Consider the following 20491-nt stretch of genomic DNA (forward strand, 5'->3'; position numbering starts at 1 on the left):
CCTGTTTTAGGGAATGAAACAGCCCTGCCTTAAAAAGGGGGGCTAATAATTCTCTTAAAGTCCCCCTTTTTAAGGGGGATTTAGGGGGATCTTCTACAAATGCTCAAGCGATCGCACTTTTGCAAATACGACATTTTTATATAGTAGGGCGATCGCCAACTCAAATTTGATGCTATCTAAAGTTACTTCCGCTTTCCTAGAAGTAACTTCTGCTTTCCCGGAAATAACTTCTGCTTTAAGGAAAGTAACTTTTGTTGTTCTTGAAGTAACCTCTGCTTTAGGGAAAGTAACTTTTGTTTTCCTGGAAGTAACTTCTGCTTTTACATTTCCGTATTTTCTTCAGTCTGTAGTAGTTTCCGCTTTAACATTGATTATTTAACAAAAATCAATAATTTTACGTATGGCAACTTTTTATACAATTGTTCACTATGGAGTAAAGGTTAACTCAAAAAATGAGTATTAATTATGTCAAGAAGAAAGCGTACTTCACGTATTCTCGAAAAAGCCGAAATGCGTCTAGCCAGCATTAAATCTATCAGTTCAACTCTGGATGTAGGGGAAGGATTAACAGTCACAGATTATACTGAAAAAATAGAAAAGATGCGACAATTACTGGAATCGTATAATACTACTCTTTCTAGTATTGATGTTTTATTAACCCAGATTGTGGAAAATGAGGAACATTTAGCAGATTATTCGGAAAATATTTTGCGTGGAATTGCTTATAAGTTTGGCAACAATAGCCACGAATATCAAATGGCTGGAGGAACTCGAAAAAGCGATCGCAAGCGTGCAATGCGTCAAGGTATGGCTTTAAGTACTACCTAAATCTAACGTAAGTTTGATGAACCTCTCCCCAACCCCTCTCCGACACGGAGAGGGGCTTAAATCCCCCTAATTTTGAACAAAAAATTCAAGGTTTCAAAGCCTCTCTCACCGTGGGGGAGAGGTTTGGAGAGGGGTTTTTGACATCCGTCAAACTCACGTTAATAAGGTGTTGCCTGAATAGTCATTGTTCTTTTCTGCGGATTAAACTGGATTTGATCTACTACATATTGCCGATCTTTAGCTACTGATTGAATACCTAACAACCCCGCGCGGGAAACAACAGGGGGAGCCAACGTAACTTCTGCTTCACCTTTAACTGGATTTTTAATTGTAAAAGTATTTAGAGGTACACCATTCCAAGTTATTGGTTTACCTATAGGGCGTTTGCGTTCACCGCGCATTCTTGGATAAACGCGAGTTACATAAGCAGCGGCATTTTTGAACAGTACTTTGTCAATTTTATTTAGAGGAATAGAGCGAGTTTTGCTACTACGCTGAATTGTTAATGTTTGTCCTTGAGGATCTACTTTAATTACCCTACCACTCACGGATTCTCCATCTTTTAAAGAAATATCTGCTGAATCTGGTAAAGCGATGGGCAATGCTATAACCTGTGATTTTGCTGGTGTTTGTGCTATTAATAAATTTCCCGTCTTGACTTCTTTGGCAATTGCAGATATGGTGTTTGCTGCCAGCACTCCTCCTGTCATCAAAACTCCTGCAAACATTACTTTCAGAAAAGCTGCCATAGTCTTTACACTGTTTCTTATGTATTAATTTTTTATTTAACTTCCTTACTATTTAGCAAATTTCCGTAAAATAACGGAAAATAAATTGATTGATTTAAGAAATTATGATGGTTTTAGTTTTTTAACGCAATAAACAACTTATATTGAAAACTCTCTCCAAACCTCTCCCCCAAAGGGAGCTACGGTATATACACAAATCATCTGATCCCCCTAAATCCACGCCACTTGCTACAACGGGGGGAACCCCCGCAACGCAGTGGCTCCCCTTAAAAAGGGGGACTTGAAGAAATTCCCCCCTTAAAAAGGGGGGTTAGGGGGGATCAAAACACTGTTAAGCACTTTATAAGACTTGTGTGTACACCGTAGCCCAAAGGGAGAGAGGCTTTAAAACTCTATTTTTTCGGTGAAAACAAGTAATATTTCTGCCCCTTTCCGCTTCGGAGAGGGGTTGGGGAGAGGTTCATTCAACTCAAATTAATTTTTGGTAATTCTTTGGAGTGCTTTTGTGACTTCCAACCCCAATCCGACCGCAGATCCAAATATTTTAGGCAAATTTACTAGTGTAATTGGTTTACTAGGTGCGGCTCTTTTCTTTGCAGGTTGGATTTACCGTTGGGCATATTTTTCTTTTTTCCAACTAGAAATTTCTAACCTAGATTTACCTGCACAGTCGTTTCTTATAGTTCCCATACAAATATTTCTTGGGGATGGTTGGACAATATGCAGAACAGCGATCGCTTTTTTATTGGCGGCGATCGCTATTAACCTGACTTTATGGTTAATTAGAATCACTAGCGAATTTATAGTTAACTGCTTTCACGATTTATCACATCGTATTATCCGCGCAACTCAACATCGGCGGTCAATCACAGCTAGATTTCTCAATTCTCTGGTTAACTACAGTTCTCAACAGTTGCGGTTAGTAGATTTTTTGCGATCGCTTGTCAACGAAATTGTTATTGTATCTTGGGTTTTAATTGTCATATTTTGGTTAGCCCAGTGGCAAGGCATTGCTGATGCAAGGCGAGATGCGGGGCAAAATTCCACTTTACCTGTAATTGCTTTTATTACCCCAGGAGAAAAATTTGTCGCGGGACGTAAACTTGAAGATGAGTTTACTGATCCACTGTTAAAAGGCTACAAAATAATTGGCGATAGAGGTTTATTTGAAGACCTCCGCGGTAAAGAAGATACTGATGTCAGTAATCCCCAACAGCCGAGAGTTTGGCGCTTACTTCTAGAACGTGGCGGTTGGATTTATTTGTTCTCCACACTACCACCAAATGCCCCACCGAATAACCGTCCAGCAGTAATCGCTATTCAAGAAGGTGATCCAGGACATTTGCTCATTCTCGCTCCAGAAGTTTCTAAAACCATTGCACCTTAAGACTAAGTATAAGTATAAATACTAAAAAGGGAAGCGATCTCTTAAACACTAAATTTGTAGTGTATGAAAAATGGCGAAGTGCGTAGGTAGTTGATCTCGTGAATTTCGATTACATTCAGATGTCAAAGACTTGTTGGCTAGAATAGACTGGTTTTGTGTACCACTGACTACATCTTTTCACGGAAATTAATCAAAATTAATTTTTAAAAGATAAAGGTTGGCTTTGTGTAAAACATCTATTTATCAGTGGATCTAATCTCAGAAATCCTTTTTGTAAATGTAGTGTCTAGGATGGCTCTATGCCAAGTTTTACTTTAATTTGGCTCCTAGCTGGATCGGTTTTGTGTTTATCGGAACTGTTTTTACCGTCGGCTTTTGTCGCCTTCATGATGGGAATTAGCGCCTTTGTAGTGGCGCTACTGTCCCAACTGGGTTTGAGTTTATGGCTGCAAGTAGCAATTTGGCTATTGCTTTCGACAATGTTGGTGTTACTATCCCGGCGATTTTTGCAACCGCGACGACGCAAGTCAAAAATTCAAGATGCAGTTATAGCTGAAACATTAACAGAAATTCCGGCTGGTAAAACGGGGCGAGTGCTATATGAAGGCAATTCTTGGCGTGCTAGATGCGATGATGACAAACTCGATGTTGCTCCCCATCAAAGAGTTTATGTAGTCAGAAGAGAAGGCACGACATTAATTGTTATGCCAGAAAATTTATTACATTCTTAGGAAGTGTGAAGTATGTAGACACCCTTTGGGTGGCTTCCCGGAGGGTAGTATGAAGTGTGAAAGTTGAGATTTAAAAATATTTAATAACCAGGAGATTTACAGTGGAACAGTTTTTTTTACTAGTCTTTTTAGCCCTTGGTGGTTCTGCGGTTGCAGGTTCTGTTAAAGTTATCAATCAAGGTAATGAAGCTTTGGTAGAAAGATTAGGTAGCTATAACAAAAAACTAGAACCAGGACTTAATTTTGTTCTACCTTTTTTAGATAAAGTCGTCTACCAACAAACCATCCGCGAAAAAGTTTTAGATATTCCCCCACAAAAATGTATCACCCGCGACAACGTGAGCATTGAAGTAGATGCAGTGGTGTACTGGCGGATTGTTGATATGGAAAAAGCCTGGTATAAGGTAGAAAATCTCCAGTTGGCAATGACAAACTTGGTACTAACTCAAATTCGCTCAGAAATGGGACAACTGGAGTTAGATGAAACCTTTACCGCCCGGACTCAAATCAATGAGCTTTTGTTACGCGATTTAGACATCGCCACAGATCCTTGGGGCGTGAAAGTCACAAGAGTAGAACTGCGAGATTTAATCCCCTCTAAAGCAGTACAAGAATCAATGGAAATGCAAATGTCCGCAGAACGACGCAGACGGGCGGCAATTTTAAATTCTGAAGGTGAACGGGAAGCAGCAGTTAATAGTGCTAGAGGTAAAGCGGAAGCCCAAATTTTAGATGCAGAAGCGCGGCAAAAATCCGTAATTTTAAACGCTGAAGCGGAACAAAAAGCGATCGTTCTTAAAGCCCAAGCCGAACGCCAACAGCAAGTTCTCAAAGCCCAAGCCATTGCAGAGTCAGCCGAAATTATCGCCCAAAAAATTAACACCAACGCCAATGCTAGTAAAGCGTTAGAAGTTCTGTTTGCTTTAGGTTATTTAGATATGGGCGCGACTATCGGTAAAAGCGATAGCAGCAAGGTCATGTTTATCGACCCTCGCACCATTCCGGCGGCCTTCGAGGGTATTCGCTCCATAGTTTCTGATACGCAAGTAGATTCTAAATCTTGGTTAGGTAGGGAAGTACCTGATGTCAATGGTCAATAGTCAATAGTCAAGTGTCAAAGGTCAATGATTTAACTATGGACTATGGACTTTTGACTCTGGACTATTCATTAACCTGACATTGACCACACAAACCAAAGAACTCTAAAGTGTGGTAGAAAATTTTAAATTTATGATTGGTTTGTAGTTGGTCTTCTAGGTCATGAACTGGACACTGATTAATAGGTATGGAAGTGCCACATTGTAGACAAGTTAAATGGTGTTTGTCTTGCTGCGCTAGGCTGTAGAGGGCTTCACCATTAGCTAAAGTCCGCACTTGCACCAAACCTTCAAGTTTTAAAGCTTCCAAGGAGCGATAAACAGTGGCTAAACCCATATTCTGATTGCGATTACGCAATTCAATATAAATATCTTGGGCGGAAATGCCTTGTTTCATGCTTTTCAGTAGGTTTAAAATCCGCTCTTGACTGCGGGTGCGTATGGCTCTCATAAGCAATTGGGGATATTCGCCACTGTAGTGGAAGCTGTTATACTGGCTATCTAATTAAATTAACTTTAACTGTTTCACAATCTTATTTTCACTCAGTTGGAACAGAAAGTTATAGTATAGCGATCGCAGCATTCAGCAAAAAAAACTGTGCAACGGAAGTATCTAGCTAAAATTCTCGTAACGCTTCGTCCTTCAGTCCTAGACCCTGCTGGTGTGGCTGTACAATCTGGTCTCAAGCAAATGGGATACGATACTGTTGACCATGTGCGGATTGGTAAGTACATAGAATTCACCATCATCTCCCCTGATGAGACAAAAGCACGTCAAGATTTAAACAACATTTGTGACCAGATGTTAGCAAATCCCGTGATTGAGAACTATCGGTTTGATTTAATTGAGGTCGAAACACAGACGGGAGTGTTTTAAAAGTTAAACGGTAAAAGGTAAAAGTAAAAGGACATCATCTTTTGCCCTTTTACTTTTTACTTTTTACTTTTTAATTTTTACTTTTTAATTTTTACTTTTTACTTCTCAATGACCAATGACAAAATTCGGCGTTATTGTTTTTCCAGGGTCTAATTGCGATCGCGATGTTGCTTATGTCACCAGAGACTTGTTAGGTCAACCAACGCGCATGGTTTGGCATCAAGACACTGATATTGCTGATTTGGATGTAATTATCATCCCCGGCGGCTTTAGTTATGGTGATTATCTGCGCTGCGGTGCGATCGCTCGGTTCTCGCCTGTAATGCAGCAGGTGATTGAACATGCACAAAAGGGGAAGTTTGTTCTCGGTATTTGTAACGGGTTTCAGGTATTAACTGAGGCTAAACTTTTACCTGGGGCATTAACCAGAAATCGTGATTTGCATTTTATTTGCGATCGCGTCCCCTTAAAAGTAGAAAATGCAAATACTCCTTGGACAAAAACTTACAGCACTGGTGAAGTAATTACTTTACCTATTGCCCACGGAGAAGGTCGCTTTTATGCTGATAAATCGACTCTATCGGCAATAGAAGACAATGGACAGGTAGTGTTTCGCTATGCAGGCGAAAACCCCAATGGTTCACTCAACAAAATTGCGGGAATTTGCAATCGTCAAGGCAATGTCTTGGGGATGATGCCACACCCAGAAAGAGCATCGGATACCATGCTAGGTAATAGTGATGGCTTAAGTCTATTTCAAGGGTTATTAGAGAAAGTTGCTGCTTTAGTGTAGATTTAACTTTTGCGGTAAATATAGCAAGTAAGCAGAGGGGAGCAATGATGTTCCCTAATTTTTTTTGTAACCTGATTAACTGTAGGGTAAGCAATGTCTACAACGTAAAACTCAGGTTTTTAGCAACTTTCCATCATTTCCCACCGGACTTTAGTGCCAATAACCTGATTTTTTTGTATAAAGGCGCATAGAATTTATCAGATATTTTTGTCAAAATTTGAAATCTCTGTGGCAACTGGCAGAGTATTCGCAATTACTATCTTATAAAAACTGACTTGATAAATTGCTAATTAAACCTGAGTTAGATGAACCTCTCCTACATAAGGAAAGGCTTGGAGAGGGGTTTTGATATCCATCAAACTCGCATCAGTTAATTAACCATTCCCGTAAAGGCAAATTTATACAAGCAGTGGATTCTCTAATGTATATTCCTGACTCGCTGCAATTATTTATTAAGTGGATACAAGTTTTTGATATTCGGATTTTACAAACTGTAGAAGATGTAGAAAAAAAGTTTATTTTGCCGATGTTTCAGCATTTAGGTTATCCAGATTCCTATCGGCAGTGTAAGTATGCTTTAACAAATAATTTAGATAATCCAGCCAAGCAACTTAAAAACGCTCAAATTTATTTTGCAACTGATGATGTTATTCAGCAAAATGTATCCACATCATTAGTAATTGTTATTTATTTATCGCCAAATACACAATCTTTCTCAGAAGCAATTAATCAAGCTAAATTTTATAGTAATTATCTAAAACCCTTAATTTTGCTAATTACTAATGGCTACAGTCTTAAAATATTTAAATGTTTTCCTTACCATCGAGAAGAACTAATCTTTGATTCGATAATTGATACATTGAGAAATAAGCAAGTAGCTGAAAATATTTATTATCAGCTTAATTTTGATTCACTTAGAAAAACTAATAAAACCACCCTAAAAAACTTTAGTTATACTGAATTTAGTAATATAGAAAAATATTTAAGCAGACATACGGAATTTGGCAAGATTCTAGAAAAGTCTGAATTTGAGCCTTGTTTACTTAAAACAGGTCATCACTTAATTGTTGTCAAACCCAAAGTTTTAATTGAATGCAATTTACCACAAGCATTTGGCAAAGGTGATTGTGTAATTCAATTTAGTAGCATAATTTTAAGACGTTTAAAAATTTGCCTAACCCACCCACAAATTTTAGGACAATTAATAACAGGACTTTACACTAAACCTGAATGGGGTTGTCGTCGTTTTCTAAAACAAATAGATGCAGACATATTTGAGGCATCTTTAGGACAAACAACAGTTATTTTATCTGAGTTAGAAGCAGCAGACTTATGCTTATGTATAGATGCTATTTGTCAAGAATATAAAAAGAGAATTATCGAATTTGAAGATAATTTAGAAACTTGGGATTTTAAATTTGTAGAATTCTCTGATGTCAGAGGATTTCACCTATTTTCTATAGATGTCAAACTATGGAAAATTATGCACAATTTTATGAAAAAATTTAATTATGCCCAAGGAAAATCAGAATGGCATTTATTTGATCAGGGAAATATTTCTATTCGCATCAGTCGAGGAATTCGTGATCATACCTTTATTGTGCCGCGGCTGAGTAATTCTTACTCTGCATTTTCTAATAATCAAGTTGATATCTTCTACGAAATTAATGATATCCACATAGCAACCTTAGAAAGAAGTAACTTAAATTCGTGGCAAGAGGATATTGGTATAAGAGGAACATGGACAGCCAAATATACCAAAACTTGGTTGATAGAAAAATTTATTCCAAAAGTAATTAATTATTATTCTCAGGAATTTCAAGTATTAGAATTTGACTTAGATAAAAATATCTTAAATTATCAAAGTCAACATACAATAATTAAAGAGATGAATGAGATTAAAGATTTATTGCCTTATCTACGAGATATACAAGTATGGCTACAAAAATATATTGAAAATATTGCAGCTTCAAGCTTGAAACAATATTACCAAGTATTTACAGATTTAGTGAGAAATACTGATTCAGCGATCGCAGGTTTAGATTACATCACAATGAATTTACAAAAAATCATTTGGAAACTTCCCTCAGCAGAGATATCCAAAGAAGAAATTTGGAATTTTAACGATATTATCTATTGCTTAGATACACAAGTAGCAAAAATAAATAATTGTCAATACGAAAGTAGTTCCCAGGCAGATTTAATCACGCGAGTGTTTATTTGGATAATTGATAATGGGAAAATAAATCATTCTCAAGGGCAATTAAATGCAGCAAAACAGGCTTTGTTACCGCTATGGGAACAATGTCGGTTTGAAATGCGCCATGTTTATCCTCATCGTCAATAGTTATTCTGATTTACTTCCTATTTGATTGATCATAGCTTGAGCGATCGCCTCATTTCCATCCTTGGCAATTTTTTGGGTTTGCTTTGGTGGTTGCGGTAGTTCATGGAGGAAATTCCAATCACCTGCAAAAAATTCTGCGGGTGTAACAATTTGATGATGATTGTAATTAGTAATTCCCTCTAAAAGATAACTTGCTTCGGCAAAATCATCGCGGGGAATTGTCACCATTGGGATATCCAAACGCGTCGCCTCGGAAAAAGTGCCGTAACCCGGTTTAGAAACTACTCTTCCACAAATTGGCATAAAATCTACAGGGCGGTATTTATTGTCTTGAATTTTGACTAAATTAGGTAAATCTGGTGCAGATTTGTCAAAAGTGATAAATTGCCAATCTGGGAAATTTTGTAAGTTTGTGTAAGGGATTTGCTGTAAACCTAAGCCGCCAAAGGTAAGTAAAATAGTTTTATCTTGTGGTGCAGTTATGCCCCAATTAGTATGTAATTCATCAGCAGAATAACGCGGTGAACCACCTGTTAAACCAACATCGGTAATATTTTTAAAAGCCTGCATTGGTTCATGAAATGGTAGCCGGAACAAGCGATCGCACTTAGAATAACACTCACTAATCCAATCTGCGATCGCGATAAATTCACCTCCCCAATCTCTGTAAATCAAATCCCAACCAAAGTTACTCATCATCCAACAAGGAATATTTGCGGCTTTGGCAAATAAAGGTGCAAGAAACGGAATATCAGCCAAGATTAAATCAACCCGATTTTGCCGGATAAAATTAACTTCGGAAGCAATTAAAGAATTTTGGTGCTTTTTAATATCTAATAATTTTGCTAAAGTTGCGTCTTTATCCATTGTCAAACTATCAGCTTGTATAACACCCAAATCAAAAGCGCGGGGACGATGGATAAAATCACCTTCGATATATGACTCTAACAACCAGCGCGGTGCAGTTGTCACCATAATTAACAACACATCAGGACACAACTTTTGGATAGTTGCAGCTACCGATGCGGTGCGAGTAGCATGACCAAAACCGTGATTTGTAATGGCTACGTATAAAATTGGGCGTTTCATATAAAGTAGGAAGTTTGTAGACGCGTAGCGGCTTGCCGCAGGCTAGTATGAAGTCGGAAATTTTAATTATTTAGTCTTTTGAGAAATGACTATTGACTAAACTTGTCTATTTGTTCGACTAACTCATCCATTTCTGACTCTAAAGTGAAGTAGTGAACGGTGGCGCGAACACAGTCAGGCTTGGCAATTGTGCGGGTGAATATCCTATTTGTCTCTAAAAATTGGACTAATTTTAAACTAATTTGAGAATCATGCTGGACAAATTGAAACGAAATTAAACCGCTTTCTGGTGGGGAAGTTCGCAGACATTTAATTTGCGGTAAGGCTGATAATTTCCGCCAGAGATATTCACTGTTGCGGCAAATTTGCTGATAACGTTCCTCGGCTGTACCCCATTTTTGATGAACTGCGATCGCCTCCAGCAATCCCGCGTAAAATGAATAAGCTGATGTCCCGACTTCATATCTCCGTCCATCGGGTAACAAATCTATCGGCTGACCTTGACTATCTTTAATTACACCACGCCAACCAATAAACGTTGGGGCAAGTTTTTCTAATGCGTCTGGTTTAACATATAAACCACCCACCCCAGCCGGGCCACACCACCATTTATGCCCGGTAAAAGCATAAAAATCTGCCCCCACTTCAGTTAAGTTTAAAGGTAATAAACCCACAGATTGAGCAGCATCTACTAGTACTAAAGAATTATTATTTCTGCATACTTCGATCATCTTTTCCAGCGGTAAAACTTGACCAGTATTCCAAAGGACGTGGCTGAGAATAACTAAGCGAGTATTAGGGCGTAAATTTTCGGTAACAACCGCCACAGGGTCGCCCTCATTTAAAGTTGACATTAACGGACAGGTGGTAACTTCCACATTAAACCGCCGCCCAATTTCTTTCGCTGCGGCAATTACCCCTTGATGTTCGCAGTCAGATAGCAACAGATGGTCGCCAGTATGCCAATCAATTCCCCACAGAGGAATATTACAGCCCACAGTCACATTTTCGGTGAGGGTGATGGTTTCTGGTGGTGCGTTTAACTCCGATGCGATCGCTTGTTTGATAGTTTGAGTATATGATCCTATCCAGCGTCCAACTTCATTACCAAAAGGGCCTAGCTGCTGAATATGAGTTTCAGTTTGAATAATGGCATCCATTGCCTTTTTCGGTAACGGCCCTTGTCCACCATAGTTAAAATAAATCTTATTAGCTAAAGCGGGAAATTGTTCTTGATGGCGATGCAAATCTGTTTGGATAGCAGAAATACTGGTCATAAATAATGCCAAAAATCAACATTGTTACTCGTTTAGTGTTTCATTTTCCCACCAATGAGCAAGGTCGCATAGCTGTGCATCCTTTTTTCAGGGTATAAAAAACCCTTAAGGTGAGGGAAAAAATAATTCTAGTTGCCCGTTCTCTTTTACTCAGTCCCAGAAAGCCATAATTATTGTTAGCTTAAATGAATGTTGATTAATGCTGAACACTTACTGCAATACCAACGCTGCAAACGCCGGCCTATTTTAGATATCAATGCTGACAAAAACCAGCGAGATGCACCTAATGACTTGTTGACTAAACTGCAACAAGACAAAATTGCTTATCATCGCGGTATTTTGGCAGAGTTTAACTATGAACAACCCCAATATCCTTTTGGAAATAGGGAAGCAGCGCAAGCAGCGACTTTAGAATTAATGCAACGGGGAGTTGAGTATATTTATCATGGAGTGCTGTTAAGCAATTATCAAGATTGGGTAGAAACAGCTAGTGATGAATATACAATCCTCAGCCGTCCAGATTTACTGATTAAACAGCCAGGAGAATCTTGTTTTGGTGATTGGATGTATGTTCCAGCGAATATGGAACTGGGTAAACGTCCCAAACAAGAATATCAAGTTGTGGCGGCATTTCATACCCAAGCTTTAGCAACCGTGCAAGGAGTAACCCCCGATAAAGCTTGGTTGATATTGCGTACCAAAGACATTAGTTATTCCGTAGATTTAGCGAAATGGACACCACAGATGTTACAAATTCTGGCGGAGTTCATTCAAGCGCTAGAGTTATCAGAACCGCCAGAGATGTTTATTTCACGGCAAAAATGTAATCTTTGTCACTGGCATAGTCAATGTTACGCGATCGCCCAAGCACAAAAACATCTCTCATTATTACCAGGCGTTACACCTGTGCGCTACGCCCAACTCCAAGAACTTTCTCTAACAACACTGGAATCTCTGGCTAATGCAAGCCCCACCATTCTGGAAGATTTACCTGGATTTGACAGTATAGTAGCCACTAAATTGATCATTCAAGCGCAAGCTGTGATCGAAAAACGTCCATTGATTTTACCAACGTCTCTACCACCAACAGAACTTGCATTTACTGCACCTGTAGAACTGTATTTTGATATTGAAGCCCAGCCAGACTTAGATTTAGATTATCTTTTAGGTGTTTTAGTTGTTGATAGACAAAACAATACACAACAGTTTTATTCGTTTTTAGCTGAAACACCCGCGGATGAAGAATTGATCTGGCAACAATTTCTCGACTTAGTTTGGCAATATCCTGACGCGCCAATTTATCATTTTTGTGTTTACGAATTTGATACAGTCAAACGATTAGCCAAGCTATATCGTACGCCGAAATCTTTAGTTAATCCTGTTCTTTATAGATTTGTCGATGTATACGAACAATTAATTCAAAGTGTCGCCTTACCTGTAGAAAGTTACGCCCTAAAAGTGATTGCACGATGGCTGGGCTTTGAGTGGCGTGATAAAGAAGCGAGTGGAGCTAAGTGCATTTACTGGTATGATCAATGGTTGGAAACAGGTGATCGCTCTTTCTTAGACATTATCCAACGCTACAACGAAGATGACTGCCATGCTACTCGTAGCGTGAAAGATTGGCTGGCAAATTTTTTTCAAAATGCCCATCAATTAGCAATACCTAAAAGCTCCTATTCTATAGATTGACAGTACCCGTAAAATTCCTTAGTATTTGATTGTTCAGACATTTTACTGGTTGAGCCAACTTCTGGATTGATCAAGAGTATGTGTCTGCTTTGGGTGAAGATTGCGTATTATTTCGGATTATAATTATCAACCCTATTAATTGGTAACATCTCAAGTTATTGCAAAATCAGGCAACAAAATACAACAAAAATATGCTTAAAAAACTGTTAATAACTGCATCTAGCGCTGCATTGATGCCTCTGGTAATAGCTGGATCAGCATCAGCCGCTAGTTTAAACTTACTTGTTAACGGTAGTTTTGAATCCCCTGACATTCGTCCCAGAAGCTACTCAACCATTAACCCTATTCCAGGATGGAGTCTTACGCCTGACTCTGCTCGCGGTGCTGGTATTGAGATTCAAGATAATGTTGCCGGGAGTCCATTTGCTGGTAGTCAATTTGCCGAGCTAGATGGTAGGGCTACATCGGGCATTTTCCAGAATATCTCGACAGTTGTGGGTCGTCAGTATCAGTTGAGTTTTGCCTTTTCACCACGTCCTGGGGAGAGAGACAATAGACTAAATGTTTTTTGGGATGGAGCGACCGTAGCAAATTTAACAGCTAGTGGTGCGGGGCGTTCTAACACGAATTGGAACGTTTTTACTTACAATTTAGTAGCCAATGACACTATAACCACTTTACGGTTTGATAACTTCGGTGAGTTGTCTAATACCCGCGGAACTTACATTGATGATGTTAGTGTTGTAGCCGTGGCTGTTCCTGAAGCAGGATCTATCCTGGGCGTGCTAATGGTCGGTGTTTTTGGGGCTAGTTCAGCTATCAAGCGTAAACATGCTTAATTAAGGAAAGTGCGATCGCCTGATATTGTAGGGTACGTGATATTTCATTCACGTACCTTTTTGCATTAAAACTGCGATCGCCTGCTCTTGTAGAATTATCAATATGAAAATAGTCAGAAAAATCTGGGATATTCCCAAGATTTTTTATGTAGGAATTGCTATTTTAATTAGCATACTTTTAATTATAAATTTTTCCCCCAATGCTGTTGAAATCAGTAGCATTGATTTCATCGGAGAAGCCACATTATCCAAAGGATTATCTTTCCAAAAAACCGAAGTTGGTGGTTTATCAGGCATTACTTATGATGCTAAAAATGACCTTTACTATGCTAGTTCCGATGACCGAGGGCAAAAAGCTCCTGCAAGATTCTATACTTTAAAAATTAATTTGAGTAAAGGTTTGCTAGAAAACGGTAATGTTATGCCTGTTGGGGTAACAATGCTGTTAAATCAAAATGGTCAAAACTTTCTGCCAACAACAACCGATACAGAAGGGATTGCTTTAACTGATAAAGATACTGTCTTCATATCTTCTGAAGGTGATGTTGAAAAATTAATTAATCCTTTTATTCAAGAGTTTTCCTTATCTTCTGGTAAAACAATTACAACACTACCTATACCAAAAAAGTTCTTGCCAGATAAAAGGGGTAAAACTGGTATACGTAATAATTTGGCGTTTGAAAGTCTGACTATTACACCCAACAATGAGTATTTATTCTCCGCAAATGAAAATGCCTTAATTCAAGATGGGTCAGTGGCGAAACCAAATGTTGGTACACCTTGCCGAATTTTGCAATATAACCTGCTTACTCAGCAACCAGAAAGGGAGTTCTTATACCAAACTGAACCAGTTGCACCATTACTAGACATAACGGGTAGATTTACTAGTGGCTTACCAGATTTACTCGCCTTAGATAATCAAGGACACTTATTGAGTATAGAAAGGTCTTTTACTGGTTTAGGATTTGCCATTTTTTTATTTCAAATTTCCTTAGCCGATGCTGATGATATTCACAATATCAGTAGCCTTTTAACAAACTCCCAAAATATTCGCCCAGTTACAAAAAAACTCTTATTAGATTTGCGAACCTTGGATGTAGCCCTAGATAATATTGAAGGGTTAACACTCGGCCCTTGGCTACCTAATGGACGGCGTTCATTAATTCTTGTCAGCGATAATAATTTTAATTCTCTACAACGTACTCAGTTTTTAGCTTTTCAACTTAAAATTGAACCACCAATTATCAGATGGTTTCGCCGGATATTAAATTTTTCCTAATTGCTAGATTATCAGGAGATTTACATTAATTTTCAGGCGAACGCTTTTGAAAATGTTTTCAGTAATGATCCCTATTAACCGTAGATTTACTGTTATTAGAGAGGTACCACCTTCAGATTCTCTTTCGTTTCAGTGGATTTCCTCATTTATTTTGCTTAATTAATATGTTACATAATGTTTAAGCAATTTTGCAGAAAAATCATTCACTCTTTTATTAAACCTTTATTGCCTTTTAAAGTGAGTTTTATACTTTATAATTGATTCTCTAAAATTAGTGAAATTATTCATGGTTACAATTAAACCTTGAGCAATATGTATCCAAAAATTTTATAGCGTAACATTTCCAAATATGGTAGTGCCTAAAACCGAAATAGATGTTTATATTGGAAAGTTTTTAAATAATCGCTATTTAATAAAAGATTTAATTGGTAAAGGCGGTATGGGTAGGGTTTACTTAGCAGAAGATGCAGCTAAGGGTGGAATTTTAGTAGCTGTCAAAATTTTAATGCTAAGTCTAGGAAACCAGCAAATATCGCAACGTTTTGCCAGAGAAATTTTTATTGGCGCTCAGTTAGGTCGTAAAAGCAAAAATATTGTTCAGGTATTAAGCTATGGCATGACAGATGATAAAACACCTTTTTATGTCATGGAATATCTGCAAGGTAAAAACCTCAAGCAGATTCTCAAAGTACAACCATTAACACTTGTCAAGTTTGTCGACATTTGCCAGCAAATTTGTTTAGGTTTACAGTGCGCTCATCAAGGTATCAGCCTCAAAGGAGAAATTTATCCGATTGTTCATCGAGATATTAAGCCAGAAAATATATTTATTATTGATGATGGCAAACAAGGCGAAATTGTTAAAATTCTTGATTTTGGCATTGCTAAATTTTTAACAGAACGCAGTGGGATGACCCTGACTGATTCTTTTATTGGGAGTTTGCCTTATTGCTCTCCAGAACACATGGAAGGACGTAAACTTCTAGATGTCCGTTCTGATATTTACAGTTTGGGTGTATTAATGTTTGAAATGTTGACAGGTAAACATCCATTTCAAATAGAAAGTAATACTTTTGGTAGCTGGTATCAAGCGCATCGTTTTCAAGCTCCACCAACACCAGAACAAGTAAATCCCGAAGTCAAAATACCTCAAGTACTAAAAAAATTATTACTAACTTGTTTGGCTAAAGAAGTTAGTGAACGTCCTCAAACTATTAGTCAAGTTTTAGTAGTTCTAGAGAAAATTAAACGACAGGTTGCTAGAGATTTTTCACTCGAAAGTGATAGCGTTTCATCTCCTGTTAACTTAGTACCAGTAACTTCAATTTCTGAAAAAGAATGTTTACAAAAAACATGGCCTAAGAATAAACCAATTGCATCTATTGGTTTTCCACATTTATTACATACTACCCAAGGAGTTATCCCAACTTTTTGGGCAATGTTGCCTAAACAAGAAATTACTAATTTTTCTGATAAATATCACAGTACAGAATTTATTGACAAAATGAATTTATACCCCATGCTGTTATGGGTTACAGTTCTATACAATGCTCAATTCTCTCTGACTAAATGGCTATCTTATTTCTTAGATTTAAAAGATAATAGAGGTCAGAGAATTGCTAAACTTTTAGCAGATAGAGGTTACTATCATCTACTATTTTTCGCTCTGGAAGAACCAACTCAATGTGCTAATGTGATGACCTTAACTCTGACAGCCAAGCAAAGACAGCAACTTACCGATTGGCTGGAATTAGAGGAAAAATCTCATGAGGCGATCGCATCTGAACAAGCTAAAACTATTTTGAAAGCAGAATACCTAAACTTAAAATCAGAAATTTTACAAAAATTAGTAGAAAGACAACAAATTGCCAAACTTGGTTTTAGAGCTTGGTTATCTCAACTATTTGATAAAATCCTCCAAATTATATCACGTTCTTAAAAATAAATTTGAGATGGAGTGAGTTTGTAGTTATTTAATTACGGCAATATTAGAGGTTGTAAAAGTGAATCAAAGTGCATTCATCTCTCCACACATTACAGGATTGCTGGCCAATCGCTATCAGCTTAAACAGTTGATTGGTAGTGGTGGCATGGGTGAAGTTTTTTTAGCAGATGATATTTTACTAGGTGGAACACCTGTTGCCGTCAAATTTTTAACTCAAACATTTTGTGATGAAAAAATGCAGCAAGACTTTGCAAGGGAAGCAATGTTAAGTGCAGCTTTAAGTCAAAAAAGTCTCCATATTGTGCGAGCCTACGATTATGGTGTGAGTGCCGAAGGTAAGCCATTTTATGTGATGGAATATCTTAATGGTAAAAGTTTAAAAGATTTAATACCTATGCCCATACCTAAGTTTTTGACGTTAACGCGTCAGATTTGTTTAGGTTTACAATGCGCCCATCAAGGTATTAATATTGATGGCAAAATTTATCAATTAGTTCATAGAGATGTTAAACCAGCTAATATATTAGTTTTGCCCGATCCAATTTTAGGAAGATTAATTAAAATTCTTGATTTTGGTATTGCTAAATTTATTAATTATACAAACAGTGTTAATACTAATAAAGGCTTTCATGGCACCTTGCCATACTGTTCTCCTGAACAACTAGAAGGCACAGAAATTGATAGTCGCTCGGATATTTATAGTTTGGGTGTAATGATGTTTGAGATGCTGACAGGTGCTAAACCTTGGCAGCCAGAAACAGATTTATTTGGGGCTTGGTATAAAGCACATAACTTTGAAGCACCAAAATCGATCGCAACTGTTAGCCCCCAACTCAAATTACCCCAACAACTCAACAATCTCATCATGGCTTGCTTGGCTAAAAAACCAAGCGATCGTCCTCAAAATATGACAGAAATTCTGCAAGTTCTAGATAGTCTCGAAAAGTCGAGTTGTCAGAGTTTACCCACACCTTTAGCATCACAATATAACCCTAGTTTGACTTTTGGTGCTGATTTGCCTCCAGTACTAAAAACAAACTTTGAACAACTGCGATGGCCACAAAATAAACCCATTCAAGAAATTGTATTTCCCCAAGTTTTAGACCAGTCACAAGGCAATTTGCCAGCCTTGTGGCTGATGTTACCTAAACAAGAAATCAAAAAACGAGTTTTGTGTCAGCGTTACAACCATTTTGTTTTTATTACAGCACCACACCCAATGCTGCTGTGGATCACCCTCCTCCACGATCCAGAAATTGGCTCGAAATGGCTACCTTGCTACTTAGATATGCAGAATCCCCAAAACCAAGAACTGGTTTCTCGTTTAATAGAACATGGACGCTATTCTTTAATTTGCTTTACCTTGGAAGCACCTCATAGCTGTGTCACTGTTTTGAACACTCATATTATTAATACCCAACGACAAAGATTAAAACAGTGGATTGAACAAAGTAAAAGCCAGCCTCAGTCCGATCAAGCCTTGAACAGTAAGAATTTGTTAAAACAGCAGTATAAACAAATACAAGTTCATATCCTAGAACATTTATCCTCTAAATCAAAGATTGTGACTGCTTCAACAACTTAGAAAATTATATAAAAGACCACTTGCAAAAATTCGTTTAAACGTTATAATAGTAAATCGTTGAGTAAAAACCGCAGCACTAAAAGCTTAGGTAAGCAAAAAAGCAAAAAATACTTGACAAATCAAAAGAAAAGTGCGACAGTAATAAAGTTGCAAATTAAGGGACTGTAGTTCAATTGGTTAGAGCACCGCCCTGTCACGGCGGAAGTTGCGGGTTCGAGCCCCGTCAGTCCCGTTAAAAAACCGAATTAGTTAATAGCAATTGCTGATGTAAGCATTATTTACAATTAGCTTGTTATTTTTGAATCCTCTGACATTAGTTTAATACTCAGCGCCGAGAGGGAAGTCAAAGTGAGAGCGAAAACCTACACTTCTAAAGTGTCACTTGCCACAGGTATATGAACCTGAGTGACTCAGCACTTGTTATATTGATCATGCTTTTGTGAAAGAGAGAATTAACTGTGACTGTTAGAGTCCGTATTGCACCAAGCCCAACTGGAAATTTACATATTGGTACAGCCAGAACTGCTGTATTCAATTGGCTATTTGCCCACCACCACGGTGGCAAGTTTATTTTACGCATCGAAGACACAGATTTAGAGCGATCGCGCCCCGAATACACAGATAATATCCTTGCTGGCTTACGCTGGCTGGGACTGAATTGGGATGAAGGCCCTTTTTTCCAATCCCAACGTTTAGACCTTTACAAAACAGCAGTACAAAAGCTTTTAGATCAAGGTTTAGCTTATCGTTGCTACACCACCTCAGAAGAATTAGAGGCACTGCGGGAAGCCCAAAAAGCTAGAGGCGAAGCCCCCCGTTACGACAACCGTCATCGTCACCTCACCCCAGAACAAGAAGCTGCTTTTAAAGCTGAAGGACGTAACTTTGTCATCCGCTTCAAAATTGATGATGACCGCGAAATTGTCTGGAATGATTTAGTAAGAGACAAAATGGTTTGGCGGGGTAGTGACCTTGGCGGTGATATGGTAATTGCCCGTGCGTCAGAAGATGGCATTGGTCAACCACTGTATAACTTTGTCGTAGTGATCGATGACATTGATATGCAAATCACCCATATCATCCGCGGAGAAGACCACATTGCTAACACCGCTAAACAAATTCTGTTATACGAAGCTTTAGGTGCGAAAATCCCAGAATTTGCCCATTCACCGCTGATTTTGAACATGGATGGGCGCAAGTTATCAAAGCGAGATGGAGTAACTTCTATTTCTGACTTTCAAAAAATGGGCTTTACAGCGGAAGCTTTGGTAAATTATATGACTTTGTTAGGCTGGTCGCCACCAGAGTCTACCCAAGAAATATTTACTTTAGAAGAGGCTGGCAAAGTTTTCACTTTTGACCGAGTAAATAAGGCAGGTGCTAAATTTGACTGGGCAAAACTCGATTGGTTGAACAGTCAATACATCCACAATATGCCAGTAGATCAACTCACAGATTTACTGATTCCCTATTGGCAAGAAGCTGGCTACCCAGTTGCAGAAGGGAGAGAACGTCCTTGGTTAGAGCAGTTAGTTGCTTTAATTGGCCCTAGCATGACTCGCTTGGTAGATGCTGTAGAAATGGGTAAATTGTTTTTCAGCGACACTGTAGAATTGAGCGAAGAGGGCAGTAAACAACTGCAACAAGAAGGTTCTAGTGCTGTTTTGAGTGGGATACTCGCCGCCTTAGAAAATCAGTCCCAACTAACTGAAGCTGTTGCTCAAGACATAATTAAACAGGTGGTTAAAGAACAGAACGTGAAGAAAGGCTTAGTGATGCGATCGCTCCGAGTCGCTCTAACTGGAGATGTTCATGGCCCCGACCTGATCCAATCTTGGTTACTGTTAAACCATCTTGGTTTAGATAAGTCAAGATTGAATCAAGCGATGAGTTTGTAATTTGTCATAGCGTCTTTACTTTCAAGAAAGACACGGGTGTAAGGGTGCAAGGGTGTATGCTCATATCTTGCACCAAGC

General features: G+C 38.3%; 17 protein-coding genes and 1 tRNA gene. 14 read left to right on the forward strand and 4 right to left on the reverse strand.

Annotated elements, in window-relative coordinates; all coding sequences use genetic code 11:
- The first annotated feature begins 465 nt into the window (after positions 1-465).
- A complete protein-coding gene (locus NCWK1_RS19725; protein ID WP_103125874.1) occupies positions 466-828 on the forward strand; it encodes a hypothetical protein in 363 nt (120 codons plus the stop codon).
- A 158-nt stretch (positions 829-986) separates the two neighbouring features.
- Here the strand turns inward: NCWK1_RS19725 and NCWK1_RS19730 are convergent, their stop codons facing one another.
- Positions 987-1577 (reverse strand): hypothetical protein, encoded by a 591-nt coding sequence (locus tag NCWK1_RS19730; protein WP_103125875.1) that lies wholly within the window; start codon positions 1575-1577, stop codon positions 987-989.
- Positions 1578-2082: 505 nt separating this feature from the next.
- Here NCWK1_RS19730 and NCWK1_RS19735 point away from each other — a divergent pair.
- The 3 genes from NCWK1_RS19735 (at position 2083) to NCWK1_RS19745 (ending at position 4795) form a co-directional block, all read left to right on the forward strand.
- On the forward strand, positions 2083-2964 hold the full coding sequence (locus NCWK1_RS19735; RefSeq protein ID WP_103125876.1) for a hypothetical protein: 882 nt from the start codon (positions 2083-2085) through the stop codon (positions 2962-2964).
- A gap of 299 nt (positions 2965-3263) precedes the next feature.
- Positions 3264-3695: an NfeD family protein gene (locus NCWK1_RS19740; RefSeq protein ID WP_096584609.1), complete on the forward strand. Its 432-nt coding sequence runs from the start codon at positions 3264-3266 to the stop codon at positions 3693-3695.
- A 101-nt stretch (positions 3696-3796) separates the two neighbouring features.
- The gene (locus NCWK1_RS19745) at positions 3797-4795 is read left to right on the forward strand and encodes an SPFH domain-containing protein (protein ID WP_096584612.1); all 999 of its coding nucleotides are present in this window, start codon (positions 3797-3799) and stop codon (positions 4793-4795) included.
- Positions 4796-4856: 61 nt separating this feature from the next.
- On the opposite strand, the gene NCWK1_RS19750 is transcribed toward NCWK1_RS19745, so the two are convergent.
- Complete coding sequence (locus tag NCWK1_RS19750) at positions 4857-5243, reverse strand: Fur family transcriptional regulator (RefSeq protein ID WP_096584615.1); 387 nt, start codon at positions 5241-5243, stop codon at positions 4857-4859.
- A gap of 147 nt (positions 5244-5390) precedes the next feature.
- On the opposite strand from NCWK1_RS19750, the gene purS reads away from it, so the two are divergent.
- From purS to NCWK1_RS19765, 3 genes are all read left to right on the forward strand, one after another.
- Entirely contained in the window at positions 5391-5669 is a 279-nt protein-coding gene (gene purS / locus NCWK1_RS19755; RefSeq protein ID WP_096584618.1) for a phosphoribosylformylglycinamidine synthase subunit PurS, read from the forward strand.
- 115 nt (positions 5670-5784) lie between these two features.
- Positions 5785-6462 (forward strand): phosphoribosylformylglycinamidine synthase subunit PurQ, encoded by a 678-nt coding sequence (gene purQ / locus NCWK1_RS19760; RefSeq protein ID WP_103125877.1) that lies wholly within the window; start codon positions 5785-5787, stop codon positions 6460-6462.
- 526 nt (positions 6463-6988) lie between these two features.
- The gene (locus NCWK1_RS19765) at positions 6989-8809 is read left to right on the forward strand and encodes a hypothetical protein (RefSeq protein ID WP_245894951.1); all 1821 of its coding nucleotides are present in this window, start codon (positions 6989-6991) and stop codon (positions 8807-8809) included.
- Here the strand turns inward: NCWK1_RS19765 and NCWK1_RS19770 are convergent, their stop codons facing one another.
- A complete protein-coding gene (locus NCWK1_RS19770) occupies positions 8810-9898 on the reverse strand; it encodes a glycosyl transferase (protein ID WP_103125879.1) in 1089 nt (362 codons plus the stop codon).
- A gap of 89 nt (positions 9899-9987) precedes the next feature.
- Positions 9988-11175 (reverse strand): aminotransferase class V-fold PLP-dependent enzyme, encoded by a 1188-nt coding sequence (locus tag NCWK1_RS19775; RefSeq protein ID WP_103125880.1) that lies wholly within the window; start codon positions 11173-11175, stop codon positions 9988-9990.
- A gap of 189 nt (positions 11176-11364) precedes the next feature.
- On the opposite strand from NCWK1_RS19775, the gene NCWK1_RS19780 reads away from it, so the two are divergent.
- The 7 genes from NCWK1_RS19780 to gltX all read left to right on the forward strand — a co-directional run bounded on the left by NCWK1_RS19780 (position 11365) and on the right by gltX (position 20413).
- Entirely contained in the window at positions 11365-12867 is a 1503-nt protein-coding gene (locus NCWK1_RS19780) for a TM0106 family RecB-like putative nuclease (RefSeq protein WP_103125881.1), read from the forward strand.
- 191 nt (positions 12868-13058) lie between these two features.
- On the forward strand, positions 13059-13706 hold the full coding sequence (locus tag NCWK1_RS19785; RefSeq protein ID WP_103125882.1) for a DUF642 domain-containing protein: 648 nt from the start codon (positions 13059-13061) through the stop codon (positions 13704-13706).
- Between the two features lie 103 nt (positions 13707-13809).
- Positions 13810-14985, forward strand: a complete 1176-nt coding sequence (locus NCWK1_RS19790) for an esterase-like activity of phytase family protein (RefSeq protein WP_103125883.1) — start codon at positions 13810-13812, stop codon at positions 14983-14985.
- Between the two features lie 349 nt (positions 14986-15334).
- Positions 15335-16924 carry a serine/threonine protein kinase gene (locus NCWK1_RS19795; RefSeq protein WP_096584640.1) on the forward strand — a complete coding sequence of 530 codons (1590 nt, stop codon included), beginning with the start codon at positions 15335-15337 and terminating at the stop codon, positions 16922-16924.
- Positions 16925-16988: 64 nt separating this feature from the next.
- Positions 16989-18515, forward strand: coding sequence for a serine/threonine protein kinase (locus NCWK1_RS19800; protein WP_103125884.1), 1527 nt, complete (start codon positions 16989-16991; stop codon positions 18513-18515).
- Between the two features lie 158 nt (positions 18516-18673).
- Positions 18674-18747 (forward strand) — tRNA-Asp (locus tag NCWK1_RS19805).
- 226 nt (positions 18748-18973) lie between these two features.
- Positions 18974-20413: a glutamate--tRNA ligase gene (gene gltX, locus NCWK1_RS19810; RefSeq protein WP_103125885.1), complete on the forward strand. Its 1440-nt coding sequence runs from the start codon at positions 18974-18976 to the stop codon at positions 20411-20413.
- The last annotated feature ends 78 nt before the right edge of the window (positions 20414-20491 follow it).

It is taken from the genome of Nostoc cycadae WK-1 (assembly GCF_002897135.1).
GTDB lineage: Bacteria > Cyanobacteriota > Cyanobacteriia > Cyanobacteriales > Nostocaceae > Nostoc_B.